Raw genomic sequence first — 24319 nt, 5'->3', positions numbered from 1 at the left:
GGGAAAGATTCTGGAAAAATAAAGGGAGAAAAGGAAAATTTTCGTTTTTTCAAAAGAGAAAAATAATAGGGTTCTCAATTTTTATTTTTTTCTCCTGTGTCAGCAGGCAGGAGGGGGATGATTGCTCCTTTCTCCTGAATGTAGGTATAGAAAGCTTTATAGAAAGGGTGATGAAGGAGGGTTGAGGTATCTCCCAGAATAATGAGTTTCATCCGGGCCCGGGTGATTGCTACATTCATCCGGCGCAGATCCTTTAGGAAACCAATATTCCCGCTTTCATTAGCTCTCACCAGACTGATGAAAATAACATCTCTTTCCTGACCTTGAAAACCGTCGACCGTGTTGACTGAAATCAGCCGGAAAAAAGGTTTGAAAAAAGAATTCTTGCGGATCAATTGACGCATATAACGAATTTGGGCTTTATAGGGTGAAATAAGGCCGAAGTCAATTTGTTCCTCTATAATCCGGCTCCCGCCGATTTTTTGCATATATTCCTGCAATTGCCGGATAAGCAGATAAGCTTCCGTTTTGTTGATATGACTAAAACTTTCTCCTGCTATTTGTTCGTGGGAATCGTATTCCCGGGTATCCAGCCAGACGATAGGGGTATCGAATTCGAGTATATTCCGGAACCGGACTTCTGGAGCTGCTTGCAGGCAATTATGATAAAACCAGCGGGAGGGAAAATGCATAATATCTTCGTGCATCCGGTATTGGATTTGCAAGAGAGAAACTGTTCCGGGCTGGCGCAGGGCTACTTTTTGCATCAGGGTAAGTGCCAGGCCTTTTTTAGCGGCTTCGGTATTTTTGATGGTGGGGGGTAATTGGCAATGGTCGCCGGCCAAAATTACCCGTTCGGCTTTGCGGATAGCAATCCAGCAAGCCGCTTCCAATGCTTGGGCCGCTTCGTCTATAAAGAGGGTTGAAAAGCGTTTCCCCTCAAGGATTTTGTTGGAGGAACCGACCAGGGTGGAAGCGATGACCCGGGCTTCGCTGAATAGGTTTTGCTCTATTTTTATTTCTAATTCTGTTGCTCTGTGGCGTAACTGTTGCAAACGTGAGTAACTGGCTTCTCCTGCTTCTCTTTTCCGTAATTGGGGTAATAATTCCCGGATTGTCTTCCGTATTTTCCACAATTCCGGATAATCGGGATGGGCTTCAAAACGGCGTTCGTATGTAAAAGAAAGCATTTTGTCGTTTACTCGGGTAGGATTACCGATACGCAAAACGGGAATACCCCTGTCCGCCAGCTTTTCAGAAATCCAGTCGACGGCCGTATTACTCTGGGCACAAACCAGTACCTGATTTTCTTTGTGTAGGGTTTCGTATATGGCTTCTACTAAAGTAGTCGTTTTTCCGGTACCGGGAGGTCCGTGTACAATGGCAATATCCCGGGCATAGCATACATTATTTACGGCTGTCTCCTGTTGTGGGTTGAGCCAGGGAAAACGGTGCGGAAAAATTTCCCGTTTCCGAATGGGATGAGTACCTGACAAAATTTCCCTCAGTTCAGCCAGACGGTTTCCCTTGGCCTGGATGACGTCGTGTAAAGCCGTAAACATGCTTTGGTAAGAAGTTTCATCAAAATTAAGTTGTAACCCCAGATTTGTACATTGTTGTAAAGTTGTCGCAAAAGAAGATTGGGGCAAAGTGACTACCATACGGTTGTCCCGTAAATAACTGATTGTGGCGGTAAAGTTAAAATAGTGTTGTTTCCCGTTTAAATCGGGTGTGAAGAAGCAAATGGTCCGTCCATGTTCAAAAGAATGTTCTGTTTCTTCTGCATAATCGCAGACAATTTCAATCACCGGGAGGTTCAGGGAATTGTAATAATTCCGTTCCGCCCGTACCGGGTACCAGCAAAATCCTTGTTGTATTTTTCTTTGAATGCCGGCTGCTTTTGACTTTTCCAGATAACTTTCTTTTTCGTAGTTATATTCTGTTTGTAATAATCGGAAATATTCTTCTAATTCTGTAACAGATGATTTTTTTGTACTATTGGGCATATCCGGACAGCGCTCGTTTTACTCTGCAAAGGTAGGAGTTTACTTTATATATTGACAGGGAAAATTAGGAAACTTTATTTTCGGAATGCTTTGCATGATTTTATTTCCTCAAATAGGCAACCTTCTGTTAATTCTGACGGTATAATTATTATTTTTGTTACAAAATTGAAGTTATGAAAAAATTAGTCATATTTGATCTGGACGGTACTTTACTGGACACTTTGGGGGACTTGGCTGTAAGTGCCAATTATGCATTGAAGAAGTTCGGTTATCCGGAACACGAAAAGGAGGAGTATCGTTATATGGTGGGAAATGGAATAACAAAATTGATTGAACGGGCATTGCCTGAAGAATTCAGAACGGAAGATCAGGTTATGCATGTGAGGGCTGAATTCGTCTCGTATTATTCTATCCATAAGACAGATTTGACGCGGCCTTATCCCGGTATACCGGAGTTGCTGGATATGTTAAAACAGAAAGGACTGGTTTTGGCGGTAGCCTCCAATAAATACCAGGAAGCAACCCGCGAATTGATCTGGCATTATTTTAAAGAAAAAACCTTTGAGGTGATATTAGGACAAAGAGATACTATGCCAACCAAGCCGGATCCCAGTATAGTCAATGAAATTATGACTGTTGTCGGAGTCGGGGAAGAGGCTACTTTATATGTAGGGGATTCCTGTATCGATATGCAAACGGCGCTTAATGCCGGTGTTACTCCTGTAGGGGTATCCTGGGGATTCCGTCCTTGTGAGGAGTTGCAAGAGAACGGAGCTATGCACATTGTATACCAGCCTGCAGAAATTCTCGGTCTACTTGCCTGAGCGGCTATTTCCTGTTGGTCCGGGCTTTCCTGAAAAGAGGGAGAAGGTGTTTTGGTAGTTAGAATTAGGAAAGTTTAGAGGGGGAGGTATTTTTATACAGGAATTAAATTTTTCGATATTTTTTTCCACCGGGGTATTTTTCCCAAATCTTTCCCAAATTCTATACTTTTTTTGTATTGTAAATAAAAGGATTTATAATAACCAATAAAAAGTAATAGATATGAAAAAAGCGTTTTTTATTTTAGTATGTTGTATCCTGTCGGTACAATTCTCTTTTGCAGATAAAAAAATTTATACCACGGATACTTTACAACTGCCTGTGGCAGCCCGTCAGTTTATCAATACTCATTTTTCAGGAGTAGGAGTTTCTCATATTAAAATTGAAAAAGAGTTCTGGGAAGGAAATCAGTATGATGTTATCCTGACCAATGGTTTTGACCTGGATTTTGATAAAGATGGGGAATGGAAAGAAATTGACGGCCATCGGAATGCTTTACCGGCTACGGTTATTCCGGAGAAAATTGCGATCTATTTAAACAAAAATTTTGCAGGTTTTGCGGTTATTTCCATTGAGAAAGACCGGAATGGATTCGACGTAAAACTGTCGGATGGCCGGGAGTTGAAATTCAACCGGGAACAATTATTTATCGGATATGATGATTGAAATAAATAATTAGGAAGAGAGTTTATCGTTAATAGAAAATAAATTAAAAACAGTAAGGTATGAAAAAGAGTTTGTATATTTTAGGAATGTTACTGGTATTCTTGGGAATGGCCTGTAGTGACGATGACGATGCAGCCTGGATGCCGGATGAAGCTGTTGTGCGTACTTTCAATCAAATGTTTCCCGGGGCACAAAGGGTCGAATGGAAAACAGCAGGAAATTATATTGTAGCTGATTTTTATTATGAAAATCAGGATAAAGATGCTTGGTTTAATAAAAGCGGAAAATGGTATATGACAGAAACTGATATTCTTTTTGACGCGTTGCCTGAAAAGATAAAGACTGCTTTTAGCAATAGCGAATACCGTGCGTGGAAAGTAGATGATGTGGATATACTGGAACGGGTAGAAATGGAAAGAGTATATGTAATTGAAGTAGAACAGGGAAATGTTGAAAAAGATTTGTATTATACAGAAGACGGGACTCTGGTAAAAGTTATTGAAGAGGTGGACGGGGACGACGGGCATTGGCCGTTAGAAGGCTTACCTCAGCAAATAAAAGATTATCTGAATACACATTACAGCGGGGCAAAGATTATTGAATACGATACGGAAAGAGGGATTACAGAAGTGGATATTTTTCATGACAACCGCTATAAGGAAGTCAAATTCAGTCAGAATTATGCTTGGATTTCCACAAGTTGGGAGATATTGGAGAAGGATGTACCTGCTGTAGTGATGGCGACCATCCGGAATCAATATGCCGGTTATCAAATAGATGATATCGAGTATGTAGAGCGGGCAGCCGGGGTTGCGGTATATTTGTTTGAGTTGGAAAAAGGAGAAGAAGATATCTATGTGATGGTGGATGAGGCCGGAAATATTGTGCAGAAATGAAAGCAAAGAAATATTTTGTAACTATCTCCAGGCTACCGTAGTATAAGGATAAAAACGATAAACGAAAAAGCTATGGGAAAATTTGAAGAATTGATAAAAGGGGATAAACCTGTATTGGTTGATTTTTTTGCCACCTGGTGCGGTCCCTGCAAAGCCATGCATCCTATTTTAGAAGAACTGAAAAAAGACATGGGGGATAAAATTCATGTCATTACAATCGATGTGGACGGAGAAGCAAACCGGCAATTTGTGATGAGTCATCAGATTCAGTCGGTTCCTACCCTGATGATCTTTAAAAAAGGGGAAATGGTATGGCGACAGAGCGGGGTAATGCAATCCATGCAATTGAAAAATGTCATTGAAAAGTATTTATAACCCTAAAATGAGAAGAAGCCGTTCAATCCCTTGATAACGGCTTCTTCATTTTGACCGTTTCTGTCGACGGTCTCTCACTCTATTTGCCTATGTCCGGTATTTTCACCCAACCTAAAGGTATAACCGACCGGCCGGTTATTTTTTGATTCCCCGTATCGGGCAACCCAGAGATCTTCTGTACGAGGCTCCGTAACTGATATCTGTCCCACTCATCATGAAGGCATTGGCGCCGACCCTGTAAAGGTTAGAGGGTGTTGCCAACCAGTACGTTCCGGTTGCAGGACTGGCTAAGTCCGCATTTTCCCCCCAAAGTAATCCGAATAAAGGGAAGCAGCGTTCTACCGATTTCTGGGCATTTATAAATAATGCTTCAGCTTCTTCTGGAGTTTGGAAATCTGTTTGGGCATTTCCTTTTATTTCGGAAATTTTCATCCAGCCGTTATATCCCGCGGTGCCTTTAAATTCATATTTCATTACATAAGCATCATCTGTACCAAACATTTTAATCAGATAGCCTATTGAGGAACCACTACCGATAAATACATAGGGGTATTCGGTTCCGATAACGTCCAGAATTTCTTTCCCTTCTGTCCGGGTGGTTTGTGTAAGGCTTAAAGTAGTCAGGGTAAATATTCTGGCACATTCGTAGTCTAACGGTATCCGGTAACCTAATTCACAGGGATCCGTACCGGATCTGTCGGTCCAGGTATAGGGATTGGATTCAGACCATACTTTTGTAGTAAAGCTCCCATCTGTTAGCCAATCGTCTATGTTGGTAATAAATGCCGAAATGAGTTGTCCGCTTTCAGCTGTGATATAAGGGGTAGAAGGGAGGAGAGAAATCGGTTCCTCTGTATTGAATCCTACATTCCGTCCCCATTGGTAGAAATTGCCCCAGGTTTGTTTGAATTGACGGCTGGACAAGTTTTCCGGTGTCGATGGAAGTGTAGCTCCGACATTCTTTTCTGACCATTTTTCCAGGTTAAAATCTTTATAATGGATTTGTACGACGGATAGTGTCCTTGCTGTTTCCCCTTCGATATTGATTTTGATTTCCGCATAACGGGCCATTTTTTCATTTTTATACGGATCAGCAGACACAAATAAGGTATCGCCTTGCGGGAGCAAATGACACCAGTTTTCTGAACTTTTTGCTTCCCATTCTATATTTCCTGTAATGGTTACTGCAAAGGGTTTGCCGGAGGCGGAAAGGTATAATTTTTCAGGAAAAGTATTGAATTTAGAGCCTGTCTGGGTGATGTTTACAGATCCGCTGCTTCCGTTTTCTGTAATCGTTACAGTTGCCGTGCGGGTAGCAATTGTAGGATTTAAAGGGGTTGTTATGATCAGAAACTTTCCGAATTTTGTTGCCGTACACCAGTCTTTGTCGGAAGTCGCCTGCCAGTTACCGCCTAATCCGAGGTCCAATTCCTCTGTACCACCTGTTGCTTCAAATGAAATCTCTGAAATTTCGAGTGGCAATTCGGAGGGCTCTAACTTATCGTCTGAATCGCACCCTGCAAAAATCAAGGAGAAAATCAGAATAATATAATTAAGTTGTTTCATACGTCTTGTATTAAAGTATTAACAAAATGGATTCCGGAGGGAGGAGTGTGGCTTAATGCCACACTCCGGGATTTGTTTCCGGAAAGGGTAGTTCTAATCTTTTACGCAGCGGATTGGCTGTGCATAACCGCATTGTGCACCGTTTTCATGTATTTTTGTTGTATTGAGCATATAGATACAGCGCATTTTATTTTCCAGCCAATACCAGGAAGCGGCTCCGGGAGCTTGCAGGGTTACCCCATCCCGGAAACTCAACATTCCGGCAAGCGGCAATATCCGGACTTCTGTAGCGGTGGCTTTATTGAATAAGGCCTCTGCATCTGTGGCATTATCGAAATAAGTCTCTTCATTGCCTAAAAATTCTGTAATTTTCAGGTAGAAGTTTTTCCCTATTTCTCCCAATATTTCAAAGCGTAATACATAAGCATCTGCTGTTTCAAATTTTTTAATCGCATATATTTTGGAAGTTCCGTCTGCTACATACAAGGTCCTGTCGGGCACTCCCGGTCTGTCGACTAATTTTTCATAGGTTACCCTGCTTTGTGTGGTAGCAAAAGTGCCGGTTGCTTCACTGGAGGGGAAGAATAGAATCAGATCTTCTTTTGTCGGAACGTGGTAACCGGCCGGACAGGGAGAGGAGCCGGCACGGGCTTCCCATGTCGTTGAAGCATCCGGATTCAGCAGCCAGTCTCCAGAAGTGGAGGTAATGAATTCTGTCATTGTCTGAGCTTTTTCAGCCGTAATATCCTCACTTGTCGGTATGGTAGCTGTGGCTCCTGTATGAGGAAATCCTACATTCCGTCCCCATTGGTAATACAATCCCCAGGTCTCTTTATAATTGGGACCCAGTATATTTTCCTCCGTTGCAGGCAGACTGGCCCCTAAGTTACTTTCAGCTAGCCTGGATAGGGCGTATTCTCTCTTACCGCCTGACGTTTGAATAATTTCAATTGTAACAGGATCTGTATTATTGGCTGTTACCGTAATAGTCGCTGTACGGGTTTCGGAGCCTGTATAGTTTCCTACCGTTACGGTAAAGGAACCGCTACCCGTTCCGTTTGTCGGTTCAACAGTACACCAGTCTGCATTGGCTGCTACATTGGCTGTCCAGCTTACACCTTTGTTTGTCGTTACATTGACCACGAATTCGCCGCCTTGCGGATCGAAGGTATGAGAAGTTGCGTCCAGTTTAAGTTGAGGTTTGTCATATTTTCTGGCTGAGGTCATATTTTTGACATCGTTCAGATTTCTCAATAAAAGTTTCCATCCCCCATTATTGGAAATATGGCCGGTAATTGTCCCATTCTTGTCGGTTACTTTTTCTTTTGCAAAGGTGGCAGTTTCTAAAGTCAAAAGAGGTAGTTCTTCGCTTCCGTTCCATAAAATGGGTTGGTTACCGTATGTTTGGGTGATATCTTTGAATTCAGTTTCATTCAATTGGATCAGTAACCCATCGGCTACTTCACCCGCTAAAATATTAGCAATCGTTTTAAGGGTTGGATTTACTGTAATTGTCGGAGTCGGTAAAGAGGTGATATGAGCTGTATTTAAACTACCGATAGCTGTCAGACCGTTTACTGTGGTCTTGCTTCCGCCGTTTAATAAAACGTTCACTTGGGTACCCATAGCAATCCCGTGTTTTGCCGTGAATTGTAAAGTAATGGCATTGCCGCTGGCATCCTGGATAATCATATTATTGTCCTCGATGTTTTTACTTTCTTTATCTGAAGTTACCAGGCCTTTTACCCAGATATAATCCGTTTTCGAATTGGCTGGTAATTCTCTTAATTCTGCAATACTGGCCAGTTCCGGTTCGTCTTGTGTAATCGTAAGGGCATCTGTTTTATTTTGATCTCCGTTAAAAGTTAGTGTTACTTCACGGCTTTCCGTATTTGTATTCGGGGCAGCAGTAATTTCCATACTGGTACTGTCAGCAGAAACCTTGAGGGTGAGCCAGTCTGTTTCCTCAGAAAAACTCGTTGTCCATTTTACATTTGAAGTAATGGATAATGTTTGGCTTCCACCGGCTACTTCGAATTCCATGACTTTGGGACTAACCGATAAAACGGGTTCCAGACCCGGCTGAGAAACGGTTATCTTTTCTACCAAAGATGATCCGGCTGTAACGGTTACAGTTGCTTCCCGAAGTTGATAATCAGTATTTCTAACTGCGCTGATTTTTATTTTAGCGTCTCCTTTTCCGTTGCCAGGATCAAAAGTCAGCCAGCCGGCCTCTGTGGTAATAGTCCAGTTTTGATTTGTAGAAATAATGATTTCTTCATTTCCACCAGCTTGTGCAAAACTGATGTTATCTTTATTAATTTCTAACGTAGGCAATGCTTCTTCTTTATCGTCTTTACAGCCGAATAAGCCTAAAGTAAGGATTAATACCAAAGTACTGAATATGTTTAATCCTCTCATTGAGTTTGTAAATGTTTTTTTCATAATCAGGTTTTTTATGTTAGAATTTATATTTTATTCGTCTTTTACACAGCGTATGCTGCAACCTAGAGCCCGGGGACAATTATGGGCATCAATATGGGTTTGCCAATTTCCCATAGAAATGTAAACCGTGTACTCCTTAGCGGGGGATGCCGTCCAATAGCTGCCGCTTACTCCTTCCGAGTTGGGACCTCCGGTGTTGGTATACAGATAACCGCAGGAAGGGAAAATCAATACGGCCGATTCTTTGGCTGTTTCAAATAATTGTTTTGCTTCTGCCGCATTTTGGAAATCGGTATAAGCGTCTCCTTTAATTTCTGTGATTTTCAAATAAGAGTTTATGCCATCGGGTTGGATGAATTCATAGCACAATACATAAGCTTCGTCTGTACCGTATTTTTTTATGGCATAACGGCTATATTTACCGTCTCCGGTGGAGACGCAGGTATATTCCGTACCATCGGCTTCCAGAACTTCCTTATTGGTCAGTCTGTCCACACGTGAATAGCGTCCTTCGAATTCATCAATGGGGAAAATTTGCCGTGCTTCATAGTCCAGCGGAATATGCCAGCCGGCAGGTGACGGATCGCTGCCGGCTCTGTCCTTCCAGGTATAACTGTTTCCGTTAGCTGGTTTCGTTGTCTGGCTACCATCTGTCAGCCAATCCATAGGCGGTAATTCGGTTGATCCGATAAATTCAGACATCGTTTGTGCCATCGCTGCCGTTATTGAAGGATTGGTAGTGACTACCTGATAAGCCATGCCATGCGGGAAGCCCACATTTCTGCCCCATTGGTAAAAGTCGCCCCAGGTATCCCGGTAATTGAAACTTGTAACATTTTCCTCCGTAGCCGGAAGATTGGCTCCAAGGTTTGTGTCTGACCATTGATCCAATACAAAAGATCCTTTAAAACGTTGAGTTACCTGAATCGTTTTGACACAATTCCCTGCTGTTAACGTAATCTGCGTTTCCCTGTTAATGTTGGCTTTATAGGGTTCAGCGGAAATTTTCAGGGTATCCCCTGCTTTTTCTGCATAACACCAACTGGCTTCTACAGAAACCTCCCAGCCTATATTGCTTTTTATAAGTAAATTTTTCGTTTCTCCGCTATACCCTAAAGTCACTTTCGGCTGGGAAAGGACGACAATAATTCCTTCTTGAGTGACCGGAATGGTTTTTGTCTTCTGAGGAGTGCTGATCGTAATCTGGGCAGTCCTTGAAGAAATAGACAGGTTTTCCGGTACACTGACCGTAATCTGTTTACCGGAAACAGAGAGGGTACACCAGTCTTTATTGCTTGCGGCTTGCCAGGTGCCGGAAAAGTCTACTTCTATTGTTCCTGTTCCGCCGGCGGCTTTAATTGTCAGGCCATCGGACACCAGATTCAGTTCTGATAAATTTGTTTTATCGTCTGAATCGCAAGCCACGAGGGAAAAGCAAAATAACAGGACGAGGTATTTTATTATTTCTATTTTCATATGCGTAAGTTTATAGGTCGTTTATTGTTCAATACTTAACTCAAACCATATATCACTTCCATCTGTTTTTTGAAAATGGATAACGGAAGGATTATCGGAGGTGTTGGAAGTAAGTAAATATCTCCCGTTCAGTAATTCTAAAATTTCTTTTCCGCCATTTCCGTGAAATGCAATTCCATTATCATCTGCTAAATCGGAAAAACTGATATCGATTAGATTTTCAGTCCATTTAACCGGTTTTACATACAGTAGTAGTAAACAAGCATATATATTATAACCGTCAGTGAGGTCGACTTCCAAAAACTGACCTTCATATTCAGCATCATAGGAAAGAAATATCTTGTAAAGCGACAGATTTTGTTCATCTTTTAATATTTGATTCGCATTTAACCAGGTATTGAGCAAAGGATAGCTCATTATATTTAAGTTAAAAAACCATTTTTGGGTACTATAGGCATATTTTGCATTCAATGCCATGGGCTTCATTGAAATCCGGGCATTTACATTATTGTTTGTGCAGTGAAGGCTCTGGTCAATTTCCGACCAGTCAAAAAATTGGATTTCCTTTCCGTCGATAGAAAGAGGTTGATAGAATTTTATACCGGTAGGCGTATAGGTAAAAGGTACATTTACCGTCAGTGTATCGCTCCCTTCAACATAGTCCAATTCCAGAGTTCTTCCTCCCGTTTCCGGAAGCAGAGCGCGTCCCTTACGTTCAACCAGAACTGTTTTACCGTCTATCACCATACTGTAGCTAAACCCCTCAGGAGGTGTAGTTATTTGAATAATATTCCGGATAGAAGCGAGGGTTTCTTCCCAGCTTTGATTGGCGGGAAGAGGTTTCATCCGAATGGTATTACCGGTCTTTTTCCCTTCCAGAACCAGTTCGTCTTTTTCCTTTCCCAGAATTACAAATTCATAGTCTCCTTCGTATCCCAGACCTTCCAGTCCCGGAACGGAGGGGTCGGCGAAAAAGTGAAAAACCTGATTATAGGTATTAAAACTGAGAACCGGACCTGTATCCCCTTTGAGGGAATAAAGACTGGATACGGGAGTTGGATGAGATTCCGAGCTTATGATGACTTCTTCTTCGGTAAAAGAGAGCAGGAGAATATAGCCCCCGTAAGCACAGTCTCCTTTGGGGTAATATTCCATAATCCACCCGTTCGGAACCTCCGTCAGTATTTCCTGATATTGCTTTAAAGCGGCTGACAGACGTTCGGTTGAGGGTTTGTCGAAAATGTCTTTTTCATCTTCTACACAAGCATGGATGCATAAAGAGAAGAGAAAAATCAGGATATATATTGTATTCCTCATAATGATTCATTTAATAAATAAAAATTTTCTTTTTTCTAGCGTTTTGAATTTTATTCTGTCCAGTAAAAAACGAAAGAGATCTGTTCTGTTTTAATTGTCCAGACTATAATCCAGATTCTGAATTTCAGTAGAACGGCGTTCCACAACGCTTCGTAATTTATCGATATCAATACTCCAGGACGTTTTCAGCCAATTTCGTACAATCGTAAATTTCTTTTGTATGATAGCTGCTCCGTCTGTCCCGGCTTTTTCCAGTAAGTTTTCCCAGTATTCATTGGAATGGGTCAGGTAAATAGCTATAATTTCCACAAAATCTTCTTGGGGTTCACTACTGGCATAAGGAGAAACAAAACCGATCTGTAGCGCTTCGTCTTCCTTACGGTTCATCCAGCCGGAAGGGGTATAGTCGGAAGTAGATATTTTGTCAAAATCCTTAGGATAGTTTTTGGTTTGATGTAAAATATGGGCGAATTCGTGGTGCATGGTTTTAAAATAGTAATAATTCAGAGAATCTATACTGCTCAGTTTTAGTTCATTTACCTTATATAAGGTTACCATCAAACCTCCTTCTGCCGTTCCCAGAACTTCTGTTTGTTGTTCGGCATTAATCGCCGGAGAGCCGATTAAATGGATGACTTTGGGCACATAAGTTCTCATAAAATCGATGCCTGCCACTTCGTCATAAGATTCCAGCCAGAGGTGCTTAATCAACTTTGCCAGTTTGATTGAATTTTCCAGTGTGGCCGGTACCAGGTTGTAAGTTTGATCTATTTCCATATCGTCTATCCGGTATTTCAGATCGATATTATAATTATTGACGTAATTGTCGAGTAACCACAAATCGAATCTATTGCGTTTTATGTCGGAAGGATCGAAAATAGTTCCTTCCGGCTTGTCTTCCGAGCATCCTGTCAACAGAAAACTGAGGAAGAAAAGAATCAGTGAATAACTTAATAGTGTTTTCATTGTATTTCATTTATAGGTTAGGGGCTTTTATCTGGGATTGGCAGGCAGACCTGCACTGGTTACCTGTACCGGTAATTGAATGGCCCGTCTGAGATCGTCCACGGTTAAGATATCATCGCTGCTTTCGTAATGGTTATGGGTTACTTCTATGCCGTACCGTTTGATATCGAACCAGCGTAATCCGTCGTGTATGGTTTCAATGCGCCGGCAATGAAGGATAAAATGTATGAAACTTTCCTGTATTCCCGGATTTAGGGAGAATTTGGGATGTAAAATCTTTTTACTGGGAACGTTCTGGGAATAATAATTGTGGATCGCATCCGGAGATATATTTGCGCCGCTGTTTGTATGTCCTTTTAACCACAGGTTCATATCAGCTAGGGCTAAAGCATAGTTTTCCTGGTATACGTATGCTTCAGCCCGGCAAAGTAAGGTTTCATCCGTAGTAAAAGCCGGGTAAACAATATTTATAAAGCCGATACCTGCTACTTTATCCGTATATTCCGTAAAGGCTCCTAATTTAGGATAACATAATTTCTGAGCGTCTCCGAATACCGTAGTATAAGCAGAGAGCGTTTTTCCCCAAAGCCCGGGAGACCAGATTGTGCCTTCTTTAGCGATTTCCTGGGAATGTCCGTATCGCTTTCCTCCATTGGTGTAGGGGCCGTGAATGATCGGCCAGTAGGATTTAGCGGGTAAGAGTAATAAATTACAATTCAGCTCGGCACTGACATAATTATTCCATCTCCAGTCTAAATCAGAAATTTTGGCATCGCCCAAATAATCCCGCGTTACTTCGTCCGGAGCATCTCCCAAAGCCAGGGTCGCATATTTAATTGTGTTATCCATTTTCCTGTAATAGAGGTAAAAACGGGCGGCAAACGCACAGGCTGCCTTATAGTTGAAATGGTATTTGGGAACTTCATAAAGTTGGTCGTTGATTAAAGGAAGACCTTCTTCAATGTCCCGGGCGATTTTTTCGTATACTTCGGCTACAGTTCCTCTCTCGTAATTTTTAAACACTACGGTTTCCGGTTCTTCCACATAGGGAATACCCATATCCTGTGTGCTGGTTTGTTCATTATAATGCTGACAAAAGACATTGACGAGTACAAAATGAGCATAAGCCCGGCATAGAAGGGCTTCTCCCTTTTGCGCCTTGCAATTTTCCTCTCCGATTTCTTTGATATTTTGTAAGGCATGATTTGCAGAAGCAATGGCCATGTAACAATTATCCCAGAGATACTGGGGAGAATCCTGAGTAATTTCTGAAATATCTTCCCAGTTGTAACATTGGGGAACCATCAGTGAATAATAGGTATATAGAGGACCATTATCTTCCGTATTATCAGACATCAATTCCGTCATCGTATTAAACGATGCTGTCGGATAAGCTGAAACCAACAGGCTGGTAAGCTTTTGCTCCGTATTCAATTCCGCCCGGTTATCAGGCATTTTATCCAGAAAATCATTACAGGCTGTGGCCAGACATGACACTGTAATTAGCAGTGGAATAATGATATTTTTCATATTTTCAGGTATTAGAATCCAAACTTTAAAGTAAACGTGAATTGCTTGGGTACAGGAGCTGAAACACCGCCTGAACGGAAGAATTCGGGATCCTGTCCATTTAGTTTTGAATCAGCATAGATCAGGAACGGATTGGTGGTTTGTACTTTTAATTGAAGATTGCTCAGTTTCATCCGGCTAATCCATTTTTCCGGGAAATTATAACTGAGAGATATTTCTTTCATCCGGATAAATCCACCGTCTGCAATTCGTGCATTAGAGTAGTTGTAAGCATTATAAGCATACGATAAATTCGCAATATCTTTATTTTGACGTTTACTGGCGATGACAGGGATATTGGTAAAAGCTTCATCCCCAGGAAGTATCCATCTGTTTTTAAATTCTTTGGGCATGGCGTCCAGATCTGAATAAGAATTGCTGAAAGCAGGATCCAGACGGATGACATTTCCAAATGAATACGTGATAAAGATATTCAGTCTGAAATTTTTATAAGTAAAGATATTCCCAAAACTTCCTGTAATTGTCGGTTCTGTAGGACCTTCGTATTTCAGGAAACTCAGATTATCCATTTCCTGGAAATTGATGTCTGTGATCGTTATATTCCCTTTGTGATTTAAAAATAAAGGGAGTCCTTCCTTATTCAGTCCCCTGAACGGCATTGAAAACAGAGAACGTACCGGATAATCTTTCAGGGCAAATCCGTTTCCGGTAATGAGGTCAATGACTCTGGACCGGGTATCCAGTTTGGTGACCTCATTTTTATTTTTTGAGAAAATGAAATCGGTACTCCAGCTGAAATCTTTGGTTTGTATATTTTTCGTGGAGAGGGAAAGTTCAATCCCCCTGGATTTCATAGAGGCGACGTTAGCATATTTTTGAGTTTCTCCTCCGGCTCCCTGAGTACTCGTCAGTCCAATCAAATCGTAGTTATTACGGGTATAATAATCCATGGTGAAATTAATCCGGTTGTCCAGAAATCCGAGGTCTATTCCTAAATTTAACTCGTGTTTTTTTTCGTATGTCAATTCACTATTTTCCAGTGAGCTGATTTGAATACCGGATTCTTTTACTGTAGAAGAAGGCCGGAAAGGGCTATAACTGGTGTAAATTGCCCGGGAATTACTGACAAAAGCCGGTCCCCGGTCTGCTGTAAGGCTATAGGAAGCCCGTAGGGTCATGTGGGAAAGAGCCGGTTGCAGGGATTCAAAAAAAGATTCTTCATGCATATTCCAGGCTAAAGCCGTATTCCAGGTAGGTAACCAGCGGGAACTTTTGGATTTTCCCAATTTATTGGATCCCTCGTAACGTAAGGTACCGTTGAGGGTGTATTTTCCCCGGAAAGAATAGGTTGCTGTACCGAAAAATGCAACATTTCTGGCTGTTGTTGTGGAATTATCGTAATATTGACCGTTTTCTTCTGCCAATTGCTTGAACGCGTTATAGTCGAAAAACGGATTTCCTCCCATTTCATACTGATATCCCAATCCGTTGAACCAGGTTGTCTGGCGTTCAATCGAGCTGGTCTCCATACCGCCGAAAAAGTTTACAATATGCGTTTCTCTGAAAATCTTATTGTAGCTCAGCGAAGCCCGGAAATCAACTCCAAACATTTTGTAATTGGTCCGTTTGTAAATACCTCCTTTCGGTAATATGCTGATAGGTAAGCTATACACAATGTCCGGATCTTTGTAAAGAAAAGGATTGGCGTCCCGGATCGTGGCATCGGCCATAGACCGGTAAGCTAAAGCCTGGTTGGATTCATCCCTGATATTGTGCTCTTGGGAAGAATTTTGATATTTTACGGCTCCCAATACCTTTACTTCCAGGCCGCTTATAATTTTCCATTTTATTTCTCCCTGAAATTTTAAATCAACCATATTGAGATCAATATAATTGTTATCCAATTCGTTCAGTATATTGAAAGGAGCATAATTGCGGGTATAATAGACATAGCCTTTTTCATCCTTTGCAGCTAAGGCGCGGGAGGTATTCAGTGCGTAACTATAGGGATTAATATCGAAATCCCGTTTTACTTCTCCGCTTACTACATCTACCTGCTGGCTCAGCGTTCCCGGCGCTTTTTGTTTCCGGTAAGAACCATTCGATATTAAGTTAACGGACAGGTTCGGTAAAATATTAAAAGAAGCATTTACATTGGCTGTATATCTGTTTACAGAACTGGCTTTTGACCATCCCGGATCGTGATAAAGGCTGAGGGAGGTATAATACTGGGCTTTCTCAGTACCGGAACTCAGACTAATGGAGTGATTTTGGGCCAGGGAGTTTTTGAATAATTCTTTAAACCAGTTGGTATTTCTCCTTTCAGCTTCTCCCAGATATTGGTAACGGGCTTCCGGAGTGTTAGGTAATTCCCAGCTGCCCGACACCGGATCGTAGGTATTGATTAGCTGGTACATTTTGCCATATACGCCGCTTTCTGAAGCTCTGTAAGTTTTTGCAAAACCCAGCCATCCTTTTTCTTCCATTTCTTTATATACCCTCATTTGATCCTGGGAATTCATGATATTAAAGGTGGTATAGCTCGGTACAAGTCTGACGGTAAATTCTCCTGAATAATTAATATGGCTTGTGCCGGCCTTTCCTTTTTTGGTGGTAATGACGATAACGCCGGCCATGGCTCTGGCTCCATAAATAGATGTAGCGGAACCATCCTTCAAGATCTGGAAACTTTCGATATCGTCGGAACTTAAACCGGCAATAGCAGAACTGATTAAAGTGACTGCATCTCCGGAGGATAGATCGTCGGCCCCCAGTTCCACCACATCTTCCATGACAACTCCGTCAACCACCCAGAGCGGACGGCTGCTCCCGTAAATGGAGGTCGCTCCTCTGACCCGGATTTTCGGAGCCGTACCGAAAGTCCCGGATACATTTTGTACGGTTACGCCGGCTGAACGGCCTTCCAAAGCCCGGCTCACATCGGGCATACCTTGTACAATAACCTCTCCGGCATTCAATTGGTCCGTTGCTCCTGTGAAAAGCCTTTTGTCCAGCTGGGCCATACCGGTTACAACGACTTCTTCCAGCGTTTCATTATCCGATTTGAGAACAACGTTCACTACATCCTTGTCTCCGATCCGTATAATTTGTTCTTTCATTCCGACAAAGGAGAATTTTAAGGAACTTTCCGGTTTCACTTTTAAACTGTATTTCCCGTCTAAATCAGTAGAAGTTCCGGTGGTCGTCTGCAGAATCATAATCGTTACTCCGGGCAAAGGTTCTCCTTTTTCATCGGTTACCTGGCCGGTAACGGTGCGTTCTTTCGGTTGTGTTTGCTGCGGGGTGGGAGGGGCAGGACGAATAACCACATAATTGTTCACAATTTCTGCCTGCAGCTGTGTGCCTTCTAAAATAATCTGATACAATTCCTTTACGGTGAAGTCTTTTTTCTGTAAACGGACGACACGGTGCATGTCCAGTTCGTTATTACTGAAAAAAGTAAGTAAGCCTACCTGTTTTTCTACTTCATTGAAAATGGTCTGCAAGGTATGTTCCTGTGCCTGAAGGTGTACAACCTGAGCAGAAACATTTGCGGATACCTGAAAAGTCAGGCCTACGGTCATAAGGAACATGAGTTGTGACACATGCAACACTTTTCCGGAAATTTTCCCGGAAAGAGCCTTTAGCTTTCGGATTTTTTCCATACATTTGTTTTTGAAATTAATACTATTATGCCTGTTTACCAGACAGACATGATTTACTAATAAAATGGGGAGTGTTAGCGCACTCCTTGTTTTTTGGTTATAGTTATTTCTTTGTCTTTGATTTCAAATTTGATGTTCTTACTGGTGGATTCAATCAAATAAAGTAAGTCGTTCAGGTTGGCATTTTTTTCGACTGCCCCTGTAAAACGGTATTTTTTACTTTCTTCGTTCTGAAATATAAAATCTACATTATACCAACGTTTGAGTTTTAAAACGATTTCTTCTATCGTCATATTCTGGAAACGGAATAAATTGTCCTTCCAGGAGGTGTACAGGCCGGTATCTACTTGTTTGATTTTTACTGTACTATCCTTAGGGGTTGAAGTCAGTTGTTCTCCGGGACGAAGCGGATAATTTTTCTGACCTATTTTTACTTTTACAGCTCCTTTTACTAAAGTAACCTGTTCAGAAGTTTCATCTTTATAACAACATACATTAAAGGCCGTTCCTAATACACGGATCGCCGAGTTTTTTGTTTTTACAATAAAAGGTTTACCGTCGTGTTTTACTTCAAAATAAGCTTCTCCGCTTAATTCTACGATCCGTTCCGCTCCGTAAAAATGATCGGGAAAGGAGAGACGGCTATCCGAATTTACCCATATTTGGGTCCCGTCGCTAAGTATAACATTATATTCCCCGCCTATAGGAACATATATCCGGTTGGGTTTTTCCGTTATTTTACAGGAATCTTTGGTAGAATGAAAGGCAATCGTATTGGAAGTGTTAACCCCGATAATTTCCCCTTTGGTATTTCGGATTTGTTGATTGGCCGTTTGCTGCAATATAATTTTCTCTCCGCTGGATAATTCCAGAACCGCTTTCGTAGAACCCGGTTTTACCGTTTCTGCTGTTGTCGTCAGAGTTAACGCGGGGATATTTTTTTCTTTTGGATGCAAACGACTTAACAACAATCCGCCTACAAGTAAGGGAACGAGTAAGCTGGCAGCAATACTATAACGGTAGAGGGGGTTTCTTTTCCAACCCGACTGTTTGTTGGTACGTGAATCTATTGTCCGCCAGGCTTTTTCAGTCCGTATACGGGTAAAATAGACAGCCTGAGCGACTTTTTTAAATGTTTCTTCCAGCTGTCTTATTTCCTGATGGTGCTCAGGATGAGCATCCAGCCAGTTTTGTAAGTGTTTCTGTCCGTCAGTATCCAATTGTCCCTTTAGGGAACTTACTAATAAGCAAATGATATGAGGAGGAATTTTCTCCATTTCTGTTTTTTTCTTCTATGACAGGAGAAAAACAAAAATGGGTGACAATTTTTTGCTCTTTTTTATAAAATTTTTGCAATGTAGAGTAAAAAAAGATACGTTTTTTTATTCAAATTGTTTTTTAAGGTGATCATTGCCCGGGCAATCGTCGTTTTTACCGTATTTATGGAGATATTTAATTCTTCCGCTACTTCCTTGTATTTTTTATTTTTAAACAGAACAGCTATAAAAATTTCCTGAGTTCTGGGAGGTAATTTGCGGATTTCCCGGTAAATTTCTTCTAATTTTTGATTCCATTCCGTATCGTCTAACATTTCTTCTTCCGCCAGTTCAGCGTATGCAGGCACACTCTTTATCCGCCAGTTTTCATTTTTTTCTAAAGCGTTCAGACAATGATTGTGGACGGCCTGATATAAATAGGAACGCAAATGCTGATCTACTGCAATAAAGCTTTTCTTTTCCCAAAATTTGATAAAAACTTCCTGAACCATGTCTTCAGCTATATCTTGGCGGCGGACGAATTTTAAAGCATAAAGGACTAAAGGCCTATAATACTTCTTAAAGAGTAATTGCAAGCCTTTTTTCTCTCCTTTTTTTAATAAATTCAATATATAAGCCGCCTCGTTCATGAATTTTTTATACCTTTATTTGCAAAAGTAATATATTTTTAATACTTTTATCTTAAATTGTATTTTTATATTCAAATAAAATTCATAAATATTCAAAATAGAGGGCAGGGTTAAATCGAATTTCTTAGGATAATCAATTGATATCTAAATTATTATTTGTTTTGTCTTTTCTTTTTGTAAATGCATATAAAGTAAAATAGCCTTTTGAAAATAGTAAAAATGATTTATTTTTTTATCCTTCCTCCTTTTATCCATCTTTTTTTGTAATAAATTTCGTCCATTTGGCTTAGTCGGACCCCGCTGGCTGTTGTAGCGTGAATAAACGTATTTTCTTTTAAATAAATACCGACATGACTGACGGATTTGCGTTTGGCAGTTGTATTAAAGAATACCAGATCGCCCGGTTTTAACTTTTTCCGGGAGATTTTCCGGCAATTTTTTTTATACATGCCTGTTACGGTTCTCTCTAATGGAATTTGGTATACGTTCAGGTAAATCTTACAGACCAGACCGGAGCAATCTACTCCTTTCCGGCTGTTCCCTCCATAGCGATAAGGTATTCCTAACCAGGAAGAAGCTTCCTGATATAATTTCAAATTGTCTTTGGGTGAAATTTGAAATCCTAATTTCTCCGATAAACGGAAAGCCGTTTGGTGTTTTTCTACTAATTTTTTTTGAGTGTTGCATGAACTTACCGAAACGGTACAAAACAAGAGTAAAATATAAAAACGTATTTTATGCATGAACCGAAAGGATTAGACTGGGACAAATATAAAAAGTCGGAGCTTGTAAAAAAAATTCTAAATCTTAATAACTGTAAAACATTCGGCAAGACAGAGGTATTCTTCTTCCATTGCCCTTATTTAGGTGGAATCAGACATAAGTCCTCCCAGGACTTTTGCATGCTTGTATCTCCTGTCTTTAGTCAAGAGTGAAAATATAAAAACGTAAAAACGTTAAAAGATTACAAATGCTTTAGTTTTATCAAAAATTTTTTGATTTCTCCTCTCTTTTCTCTTTTCAATACTTGAACATTTAAACATTTAACCGGATTTACATCTAAAATTTTACTAATTTTGATTGCTGAATAATTTTGAAAAAACTGTTATGAATTGGAAAGAAGCTTTAGCGTCCTATCCTGAAAATGAGGATATGGTGTTATTATACGAAGAATGGAGTGAAACGCCTTATTTAAGAGAGTTATTTGCCTTATTGACAGATTATCAGCCGGAATGGAATAAGGAAAAAGAATTAGGGAATTGGGCGGCGGAATTTATCCTGGATTTGTTGGAAGAAGCAGAAAATGAAATAGAGGAAATGGACCCGCAGAGGCGGATAAATCATTTTAGAGAAATGATAGAAGAGCGGTATGAAGACTTCAGGAATAGCCATCAGTTTGTGCGGGTTAATAATGTTGCCATACAAGCGGAGACGGAACAGCATCCTTGTGAGGATATTCGGAAATATATTGAAGAGGAAGGAGAAAAAATAGGTTTTCCTATTTTAATTTAACGACTCATTTTTTTTAACCAGAAAGTTAAAGCGACTGGGAATGTCGGTTTCAAAATTCAGTTTTTCTCCGGTCAGAGGATGAATAAAACAGAGCTTGAACGCATGAAGGGCGAGGCGGTTGAGGGGATTATAACGGGCTCCGTATTTTTTGTCTCCTGTAATGGGGCAACCTTGGGCTTGCATATGAACACGGATCTGATTTTTCCGTCCGGTTTCTAATTCCAGTTGTACCAGTGAATAACGGAGATTCCTTTTTATTACTTTGTAGCGGGTGATAGAGAGTTTACCTTCTTTTTTAGTAGAAGTATGTACAAAAAAAGCACTGTTTTCACGGATGTAAGAACGGATTGTACCTTCATTTTGAGGAAGATTTCCTTCCACTACGGCAATATATTTACGTTCTATTATAGCATTTTCCCAATTGTTTTGTAGTTTTTCCTGTACTTCCTGATTTTTAGCAAACATCATCAATCCGGAGGTGTCTCTATCGAGACGGTGGAGAATAAAAATGCGGCTGTGCGGATCGTTTTGTTTGACGTAATTACTGAGTATATGATAGGCTGTCTTTTCCCGTATGTGTTCTGTAGCCATGGATAATAAACCTGCTGCTTTTTCAACTACGAGTAAAGAAGCGTCTTCGTAAACGATTTTTAATTGGGAATGATAAAAAGGTTTGTGATTTTTGTCAAAACCGATGGTAATTTTATCTCCTTTCTGTAACAAAGTGTCGAATTGAGTGGTTACCCGTCCGTTCACTGCCACCTGCCGGTGGCTCAACAAAGATTTTACACTTGTTTTACTCTGTTGATGGAGGGAGGTAAAAAGAAAATTCAATAAAGTATTTTCTTCTGAAACTTCCAGAATCTTTGTCTTGGGGGCCGGATGGGAGCAAGGAGAAAAATTTGTTTTCATTTTCAAATACTGGACATAATTAAAATGTCCGGACATCTCCTTTTTTTCCTGGATGTATATTTCACCTCTTTCTGAAGCCAGTGTTGTGAATTAAACTTCAGTCAACGGAACGGATGATTCAGGAATCAGCGAAATGCCAGACGGTGATCCGTCTGGCATTAATCGGATAAAGCAGATGTTATGGACATCTTTTATTTATCAAGCTTCTATTTCAACCAACTTAGCACCAGCTTGAACCGGATTACCTTCTTTTACAAAGATGCGTTTTACTTTTCCGGCATAATCGGTCGCAATATTGTTTTCCATTTTCATGGCTTCCAGGATAATGACGGATTGGCCTTTGCTGACCACATCTCCCGGTTTAACTTGTATTTTAAAGATACTGCCTGGCATTGGAGCTTCTACTACCTTTCCGGTAATTGGTTCCTCTTTCTTTTCTTCTGTAACTTCCTTCTTTACTTCTTCCTCTTTATGCTGGGCTTGGTATCTGGCTTCTTTTTGACGGGTTAAGAAATTTTTAGCAACTTGTGGGAATAATTCCAGTAACAATACTTCTTTCTCGTTTTCTGCCAGTTTCACTCCTCCGGCTTCCGGTAAAGTTGGGTTGGGTTGCATTTGGTATTTGGACATATCGTACGGAATTTCCTCACGGGTACCGGCAATTTTCAAACGGAATTCCGGGTCAATGGGTACAGGGGTTTTACCGTATTCTCCTTTAACCAGATTTACAAATTGATTGGATACATTGCTGTACATGGGTTTGCCGGCTTTTAAATCAAGGGCACAGTTTACAGCCTGAGCACCTACAATTTGACTGGTAGGAGTCACCAGGGGCGGTAAACCTGCTGCCAGCCGTACAGTCGGGATTAATTCCATTGCTTTTTCCAGAATGTCCATAGAATTCAGCTGTTTCAGCTGAGCAACCATATTACTGTACATACCGCCCGGTACTTCAGCTTTCTTTACGAGTTCATTCGGCTTCGGGAAATTGAAGTAAGCTTCGATCGCATGGCAGGCATTCAATAAAGCTTCTTCGTTATTGGATTTGGCCGCTTCGATCGCTTTGTCAAATTCTTTATCAACTTCAGCAGGTAGAGTATCAGTCAACGGATTGAACGGATTCGGGAATTGTTTCGTAGCATCTACGGCAGCCAATTCTTTCCGGATGTCGTATAATTCTTTATTGATTTTTGCTACCGCTTCCATATTAATATCGAGTTCCACTCCTAATTTTTTACAGAAAATGTAAATCAGCTCGATAGCCGGGGCACCCGTACCTCCGGCAAAATTCCAGATATTGGTATCTACGATATCTACTCCTTTAATAATAGACATTAATACAGCCCCTAAACCGTAACCTGGTGTACAATGTGTATGGAAATCGATAGGAATAGATAAATTTTTCTTGAATAACGGAACTAATTCTGCAATTCTGGAAGGCTGAATTAACCCGCTCATATCTTTAATGGTGATCATATCTGCTCCCAAAGCAGCCATTTGTTTTGCTTTGTCCAGAAAATATTCATTTGTAAAAACAGGAGCCGGATTCTTTTTCCCTTTCATTTTATCCATAAAGCTGAGTTTAGGATATTTCGGGTCGATGGTGTAACAAACAGCGCAGTCTGCAACACCTCCGTATTTCTTTACATATTTGATGGTTGATTTTACATTGTTGACGTCGTTGAGAGCATCAAATATACGCATGATTCCTAACCCCGATTCGATAGAATTGCGACAAAAACCATCGATGATTTCATCGGTATAAGGTGCATAACCAAATAGATTGCGGCCTCTGGATAAAGCCGTTAATTTAGAGGCATTTCCTACAGCAGCTTTGATTTTTTCCAAGCGGTCCCACGGATTTTCATTTAAATAACGCATAACTGAGTCGGGAACTGCTCCGCCCCATACCTCCATTGCATAAAAATTTGCATCTTTATAAAAAGGTAATACTCGGTCAATTTGTTGTTGCGTCATACGCGTAGCAAAAGAAGATTGCTGCCCATCCCGGAGAGTAAGATCTCTGATTAGTAGTTTTTGTGCCATGTTTTGCTATAATTTAAGTAAGTTAAAGTATAATTGAATTCATTCTATTTCGGATTCGCTTTTAAAGAGAATCTATTTTTATTTTAGGTTGTACAAACTTATTAAATAAAAATCAAATTTCGTATCAATTTCTAAGAAAATTATGGAAAAAAATCGTTATTTATTCCTCACAAAAGGAAGATGCTTATAATTTATAAGTTAATACCGATATTT

18 protein-coding genes are annotated in these 24319 nt (G+C 40.6%); 5 read left to right on the top strand and 13 right to left on the bottom strand.

The window, feature by feature from the left end; translation table 11 throughout:
* Window positions 1–74 precede the first annotated feature (74 nt).
* Window positions 75–2006, bottom strand: a complete 1932-nt coding sequence (locus Q0465_RS05765) for an AAA domain-containing protein (protein WP_298613931.1) — start codon at window positions 2004–2006, stop codon at window positions 75–77.
* A gap of 173 nt (window positions 2007–2179) precedes the next feature.
* Between Q0465_RS05765 and Q0465_RS05760 the strand changes: the two genes are divergently transcribed.
* The 4 genes from Q0465_RS05760 to trxA all read left to right on the top strand — a co-directional run bounded on the left by Q0465_RS05760 (window position 2180) and on the right by trxA (window position 4765).
* Window positions 2180–2830: an HAD family hydrolase gene (locus tag Q0465_RS05760; RefSeq protein WP_298613929.1), complete on the top strand. Its 651-nt coding sequence runs from the start codon at window positions 2180–2182 to the stop codon at window positions 2828–2830.
* A 220-nt stretch (window positions 2831–3050) separates the two neighbouring features.
* A complete protein-coding gene (locus Q0465_RS05755; protein ID WP_298613927.1) occupies window positions 3051–3494 on the top strand; it encodes a PepSY-like domain-containing protein in 444 nt (147 codons plus the stop codon).
* 59 nt (window positions 3495–3553) lie between these two features.
* Entirely contained in the window at window positions 3554–4390 is an 837-nt protein-coding gene (locus Q0465_RS05750; RefSeq protein ID WP_298613925.1) for a PepSY-like domain-containing protein, read from the top strand.
* 72 nt (window positions 4391–4462) lie between these two features.
* Window positions 4463–4765: a thioredoxin gene (gene trxA, locus Q0465_RS05745; protein ID WP_298613923.1), complete on the top strand. Its 303-nt coding sequence runs from the start codon at window positions 4463–4465 to the stop codon at window positions 4763–4765.
* 135 nt (window positions 4766–4900) lie between these two features.
* On the opposite strand, the gene Q0465_RS05740 is transcribed toward trxA, so the two are convergent.
* The 10 genes from Q0465_RS05740 to Q0465_RS05695 all read right to left on the bottom strand — a co-directional run bounded on the left by Q0465_RS05740 (window position 4901) and on the right by Q0465_RS05695 (window position 20379).
* The gene (locus Q0465_RS05740; protein ID WP_298613920.1) at window positions 4901–6331 is read right to left on the bottom strand and encodes a BACON domain-containing protein; all 1431 of its coding nucleotides are present in this window, start codon (window positions 6329–6331) and stop codon (window positions 4901–4903) included.
* A 93-nt stretch (window positions 6332–6424) separates the two neighbouring features.
* Window positions 6425–8776: a BACON domain-containing carbohydrate-binding protein gene (locus Q0465_RS05735; protein WP_298613918.1), complete on the bottom strand. Its 2352-nt coding sequence runs from the start codon at window positions 8774–8776 to the stop codon at window positions 6425–6427.
* 30 nt (window positions 8777–8806) lie between these two features.
* Window positions 8807–10252 carry a BACON domain-containing protein gene (locus Q0465_RS05730; protein WP_298613916.1) on the bottom strand — a complete coding sequence of 482 codons (1446 nt, stop codon included), beginning with the start codon at window positions 10250–10252 and terminating at the stop codon, window positions 8807–8809.
* A gap of 21 nt (window positions 10253–10273) precedes the next feature.
* Window positions 10274–11569, bottom strand: a complete 1296-nt coding sequence (locus tag Q0465_RS05725; protein WP_298613914.1) for a DUF4302 domain-containing protein — start codon at window positions 11567–11569, stop codon at window positions 10274–10276.
* Between the two features lie 90 nt (window positions 11570–11659).
* Window positions 11660–12535 (bottom strand): putative zinc-binding metallopeptidase, encoded by an 876-nt coding sequence (locus tag Q0465_RS05720; protein ID WP_298613912.1) that lies wholly within the window; start codon window positions 12533–12535, stop codon window positions 11660–11662.
* A gap of 27 nt (window positions 12536–12562) precedes the next feature.
* Window positions 12563–14065, bottom strand: coding sequence for a RagB/SusD family nutrient uptake outer membrane protein (locus tag Q0465_RS05715; protein ID WP_298613910.1), 1503 nt, complete (start codon window positions 14063–14065; stop codon window positions 12563–12565).
* A gap of 11 nt (window positions 14066–14076) precedes the next feature.
* The gene (locus Q0465_RS05710) at window positions 14077–17658 is read right to left on the bottom strand and encodes a SusC/RagA family TonB-linked outer membrane protein (RefSeq protein WP_298613990.1); all 3582 of its coding nucleotides are present in this window, start codon (window positions 17656–17658) and stop codon (window positions 14077–14079) included.
* Between the two features lie 146 nt (window positions 17659–17804).
* A complete protein-coding gene (locus Q0465_RS05705) occupies window positions 17805–19007 on the bottom strand; it encodes a FecR family protein (protein ID WP_298613908.1) in 1203 nt (400 codons plus the stop codon).
* A gap of 62 nt (window positions 19008–19069) precedes the next feature.
* The gene (locus Q0465_RS05700; protein WP_298613906.1) at window positions 19070–19636 is read right to left on the bottom strand and encodes an RNA polymerase sigma factor; all 567 of its coding nucleotides are present in this window, start codon (window positions 19634–19636) and stop codon (window positions 19070–19072) included.
* A gap of 224 nt (window positions 19637–19860) precedes the next feature.
* The gene (locus tag Q0465_RS05695) at window positions 19861–20379 is read right to left on the bottom strand and encodes an NlpC/P60 family protein (RefSeq protein WP_298613904.1); all 519 of its coding nucleotides are present in this window, start codon (window positions 20377–20379) and stop codon (window positions 19861–19863) included.
* A 364-nt stretch (window positions 20380–20743) separates the two neighbouring features.
* Between Q0465_RS05695 and Q0465_RS05690 the strand changes: the two genes are divergently transcribed.
* Window positions 20744–21148 carry a hypothetical protein gene (locus Q0465_RS05690; RefSeq protein ID WP_298613902.1) on the top strand — a complete coding sequence of 135 codons (405 nt, stop codon included), beginning with the start codon at window positions 20744–20746 and terminating at the stop codon, window positions 21146–21148.
* Here the strand turns inward: Q0465_RS05690 and Q0465_RS05685 are convergent.
* Window positions 21140–22060 (bottom strand): RluA family pseudouridine synthase, encoded by a 921-nt coding sequence (locus Q0465_RS05685; RefSeq protein ID WP_298613900.1) that lies wholly within the window; start codon window positions 22058–22060, stop codon window positions 21140–21142. The two genes, Q0465_RS05690 and Q0465_RS05685, sit on opposite strands and share 9 nt — an antisense overlap.
* A gap of 198 nt (window positions 22061–22258) precedes the next feature.
* Window positions 22259–24106, bottom strand: coding sequence for a biotin/lipoyl-containing protein (locus Q0465_RS05680; RefSeq protein WP_298613898.1), 1848 nt, complete (start codon window positions 24104–24106; stop codon window positions 22259–22261).
* Between the last annotated feature and the right edge of the window lie 213 nt (window positions 24107–24319).

Source organism: uncultured Odoribacter sp. (assembly GCF_937966165.1).
Taxonomy (GTDB): domain Bacteria; phylum Bacteroidota; class Bacteroidia; order Bacteroidales; family Marinifilaceae; genus Culturomica.
The sequence above is the reverse complement of the archived record's forward strand: the minus strand, read 5'-3'. Positions and strand labels throughout refer to the sequence as shown.

What these genes read in the sequence shown, in the direction of transcription:
- Q0465_RS05685 (WP_298613900.1), bottom strand. Translation starts at nt 22,060, where the DNA reads ATGAAAACAAATTTTTCTCCTTGCTCCCATCCGGCCCCCAAGACAAAG.
- Q0465_RS05690 (WP_298613902.1), top strand. Translation starts at nt 20,744, where the DNA reads ATGAATTGGAAAGAAGCTTTAGCGTCCTATCCTGAAAATGAGGATATG.
- Q0465_RS05720 (WP_298613912.1), bottom strand. Translation starts at nt 12,535, where the DNA reads ATGAAAACACTATTAAGTTATTCACTGATTCTTTTCTTCCTCAGTTTT.
- Q0465_RS05695 (WP_298613904.1), bottom strand. Translation starts at nt 20,379, where the DNA reads ATGCATAAAATACGTTTTTATATTTTACTCTTGTTTTGTACCGTTTCG.
- Q0465_RS05705 (WP_298613908.1), bottom strand. Translation starts at nt 19,007, where the DNA reads ATGGAGAAAATTCCTCCTCATATCATTTGCTTATTAGTAAGTTCCCTA.
- Q0465_RS05730 (WP_298613916.1), bottom strand. Translation starts at nt 10,252, where the DNA reads ATGAAAATAGAAATAATAAAATACCTCGTCCTGTTATTTTGCTTTTCC.
- Q0465_RS05700 (WP_298613906.1), bottom strand. Translation starts at nt 19,636, where the DNA reads ATGAACGAGGCGGCTTATATATTGAATTTATTAAAAAAAGGAGAGAAA.
- Q0465_RS05765 (WP_298613931.1), bottom strand. Translation starts at nt 2,006, where the DNA reads ATGCCCAATAGTACAAAAAAATCATCTGTTACAGAATTAGAAGAATAT.
- Q0465_RS05680 (WP_298613898.1), bottom strand. Translation starts at nt 24,106, where the DNA reads ATGGCACAAAAACTACTAATCAGAGATCTTACTCTCCGGGATGGGCAG.
- Q0465_RS05735 (WP_298613918.1), bottom strand. Translation starts at nt 8,776, where the DNA reads ATGAAAAAAACATTTACAAACTCAATGAGAGGATTAAACATATTCAGT.
- Q0465_RS05725 (WP_298613914.1), bottom strand. Translation starts at nt 11,569, where the DNA reads ATGAGGAATACAATATATATCCTGATTTTTCTCTTCTCTTTATGCATC.
- Q0465_RS05750 (WP_298613925.1), top strand. Translation starts at nt 3,554, where the DNA reads ATGAAAAAGAGTTTGTATATTTTAGGAATGTTACTGGTATTCTTGGGA.
- Q0465_RS05715 (WP_298613910.1), bottom strand. Translation starts at nt 14,065, where the DNA reads ATGAAAAATATCATTATTCCACTGCTAATTACAGTGTCATGTCTGGCC.
- Q0465_RS05710 (WP_298613990.1), bottom strand. Translation starts at nt 17,658, where the DNA reads ATGTTCCTTATGACCGTAGGCCTGACTTTTCAGGTATCCGCAAATGTT.
- trxA (WP_298613923.1), top strand. Translation starts at nt 4,463, where the DNA reads ATGGGAAAATTTGAAGAATTGATAAAAGGGGATAAACCTGTATTGGTT.
- Q0465_RS05760 (WP_298613929.1), top strand. Translation starts at nt 2,180, where the DNA reads ATGAAAAAATTAGTCATATTTGATCTGGACGGTACTTTACTGGACACT.
- Q0465_RS05755 (WP_298613927.1), top strand. Translation starts at nt 3,051, where the DNA reads ATGAAAAAAGCGTTTTTTATTTTAGTATGTTGTATCCTGTCGGTACAA.
- Q0465_RS05740 (WP_298613920.1), bottom strand. Translation starts at nt 6,331, where the DNA reads ATGAAACAACTTAATTATATTATTCTGATTTTCTCCTTGATTTTTGCA.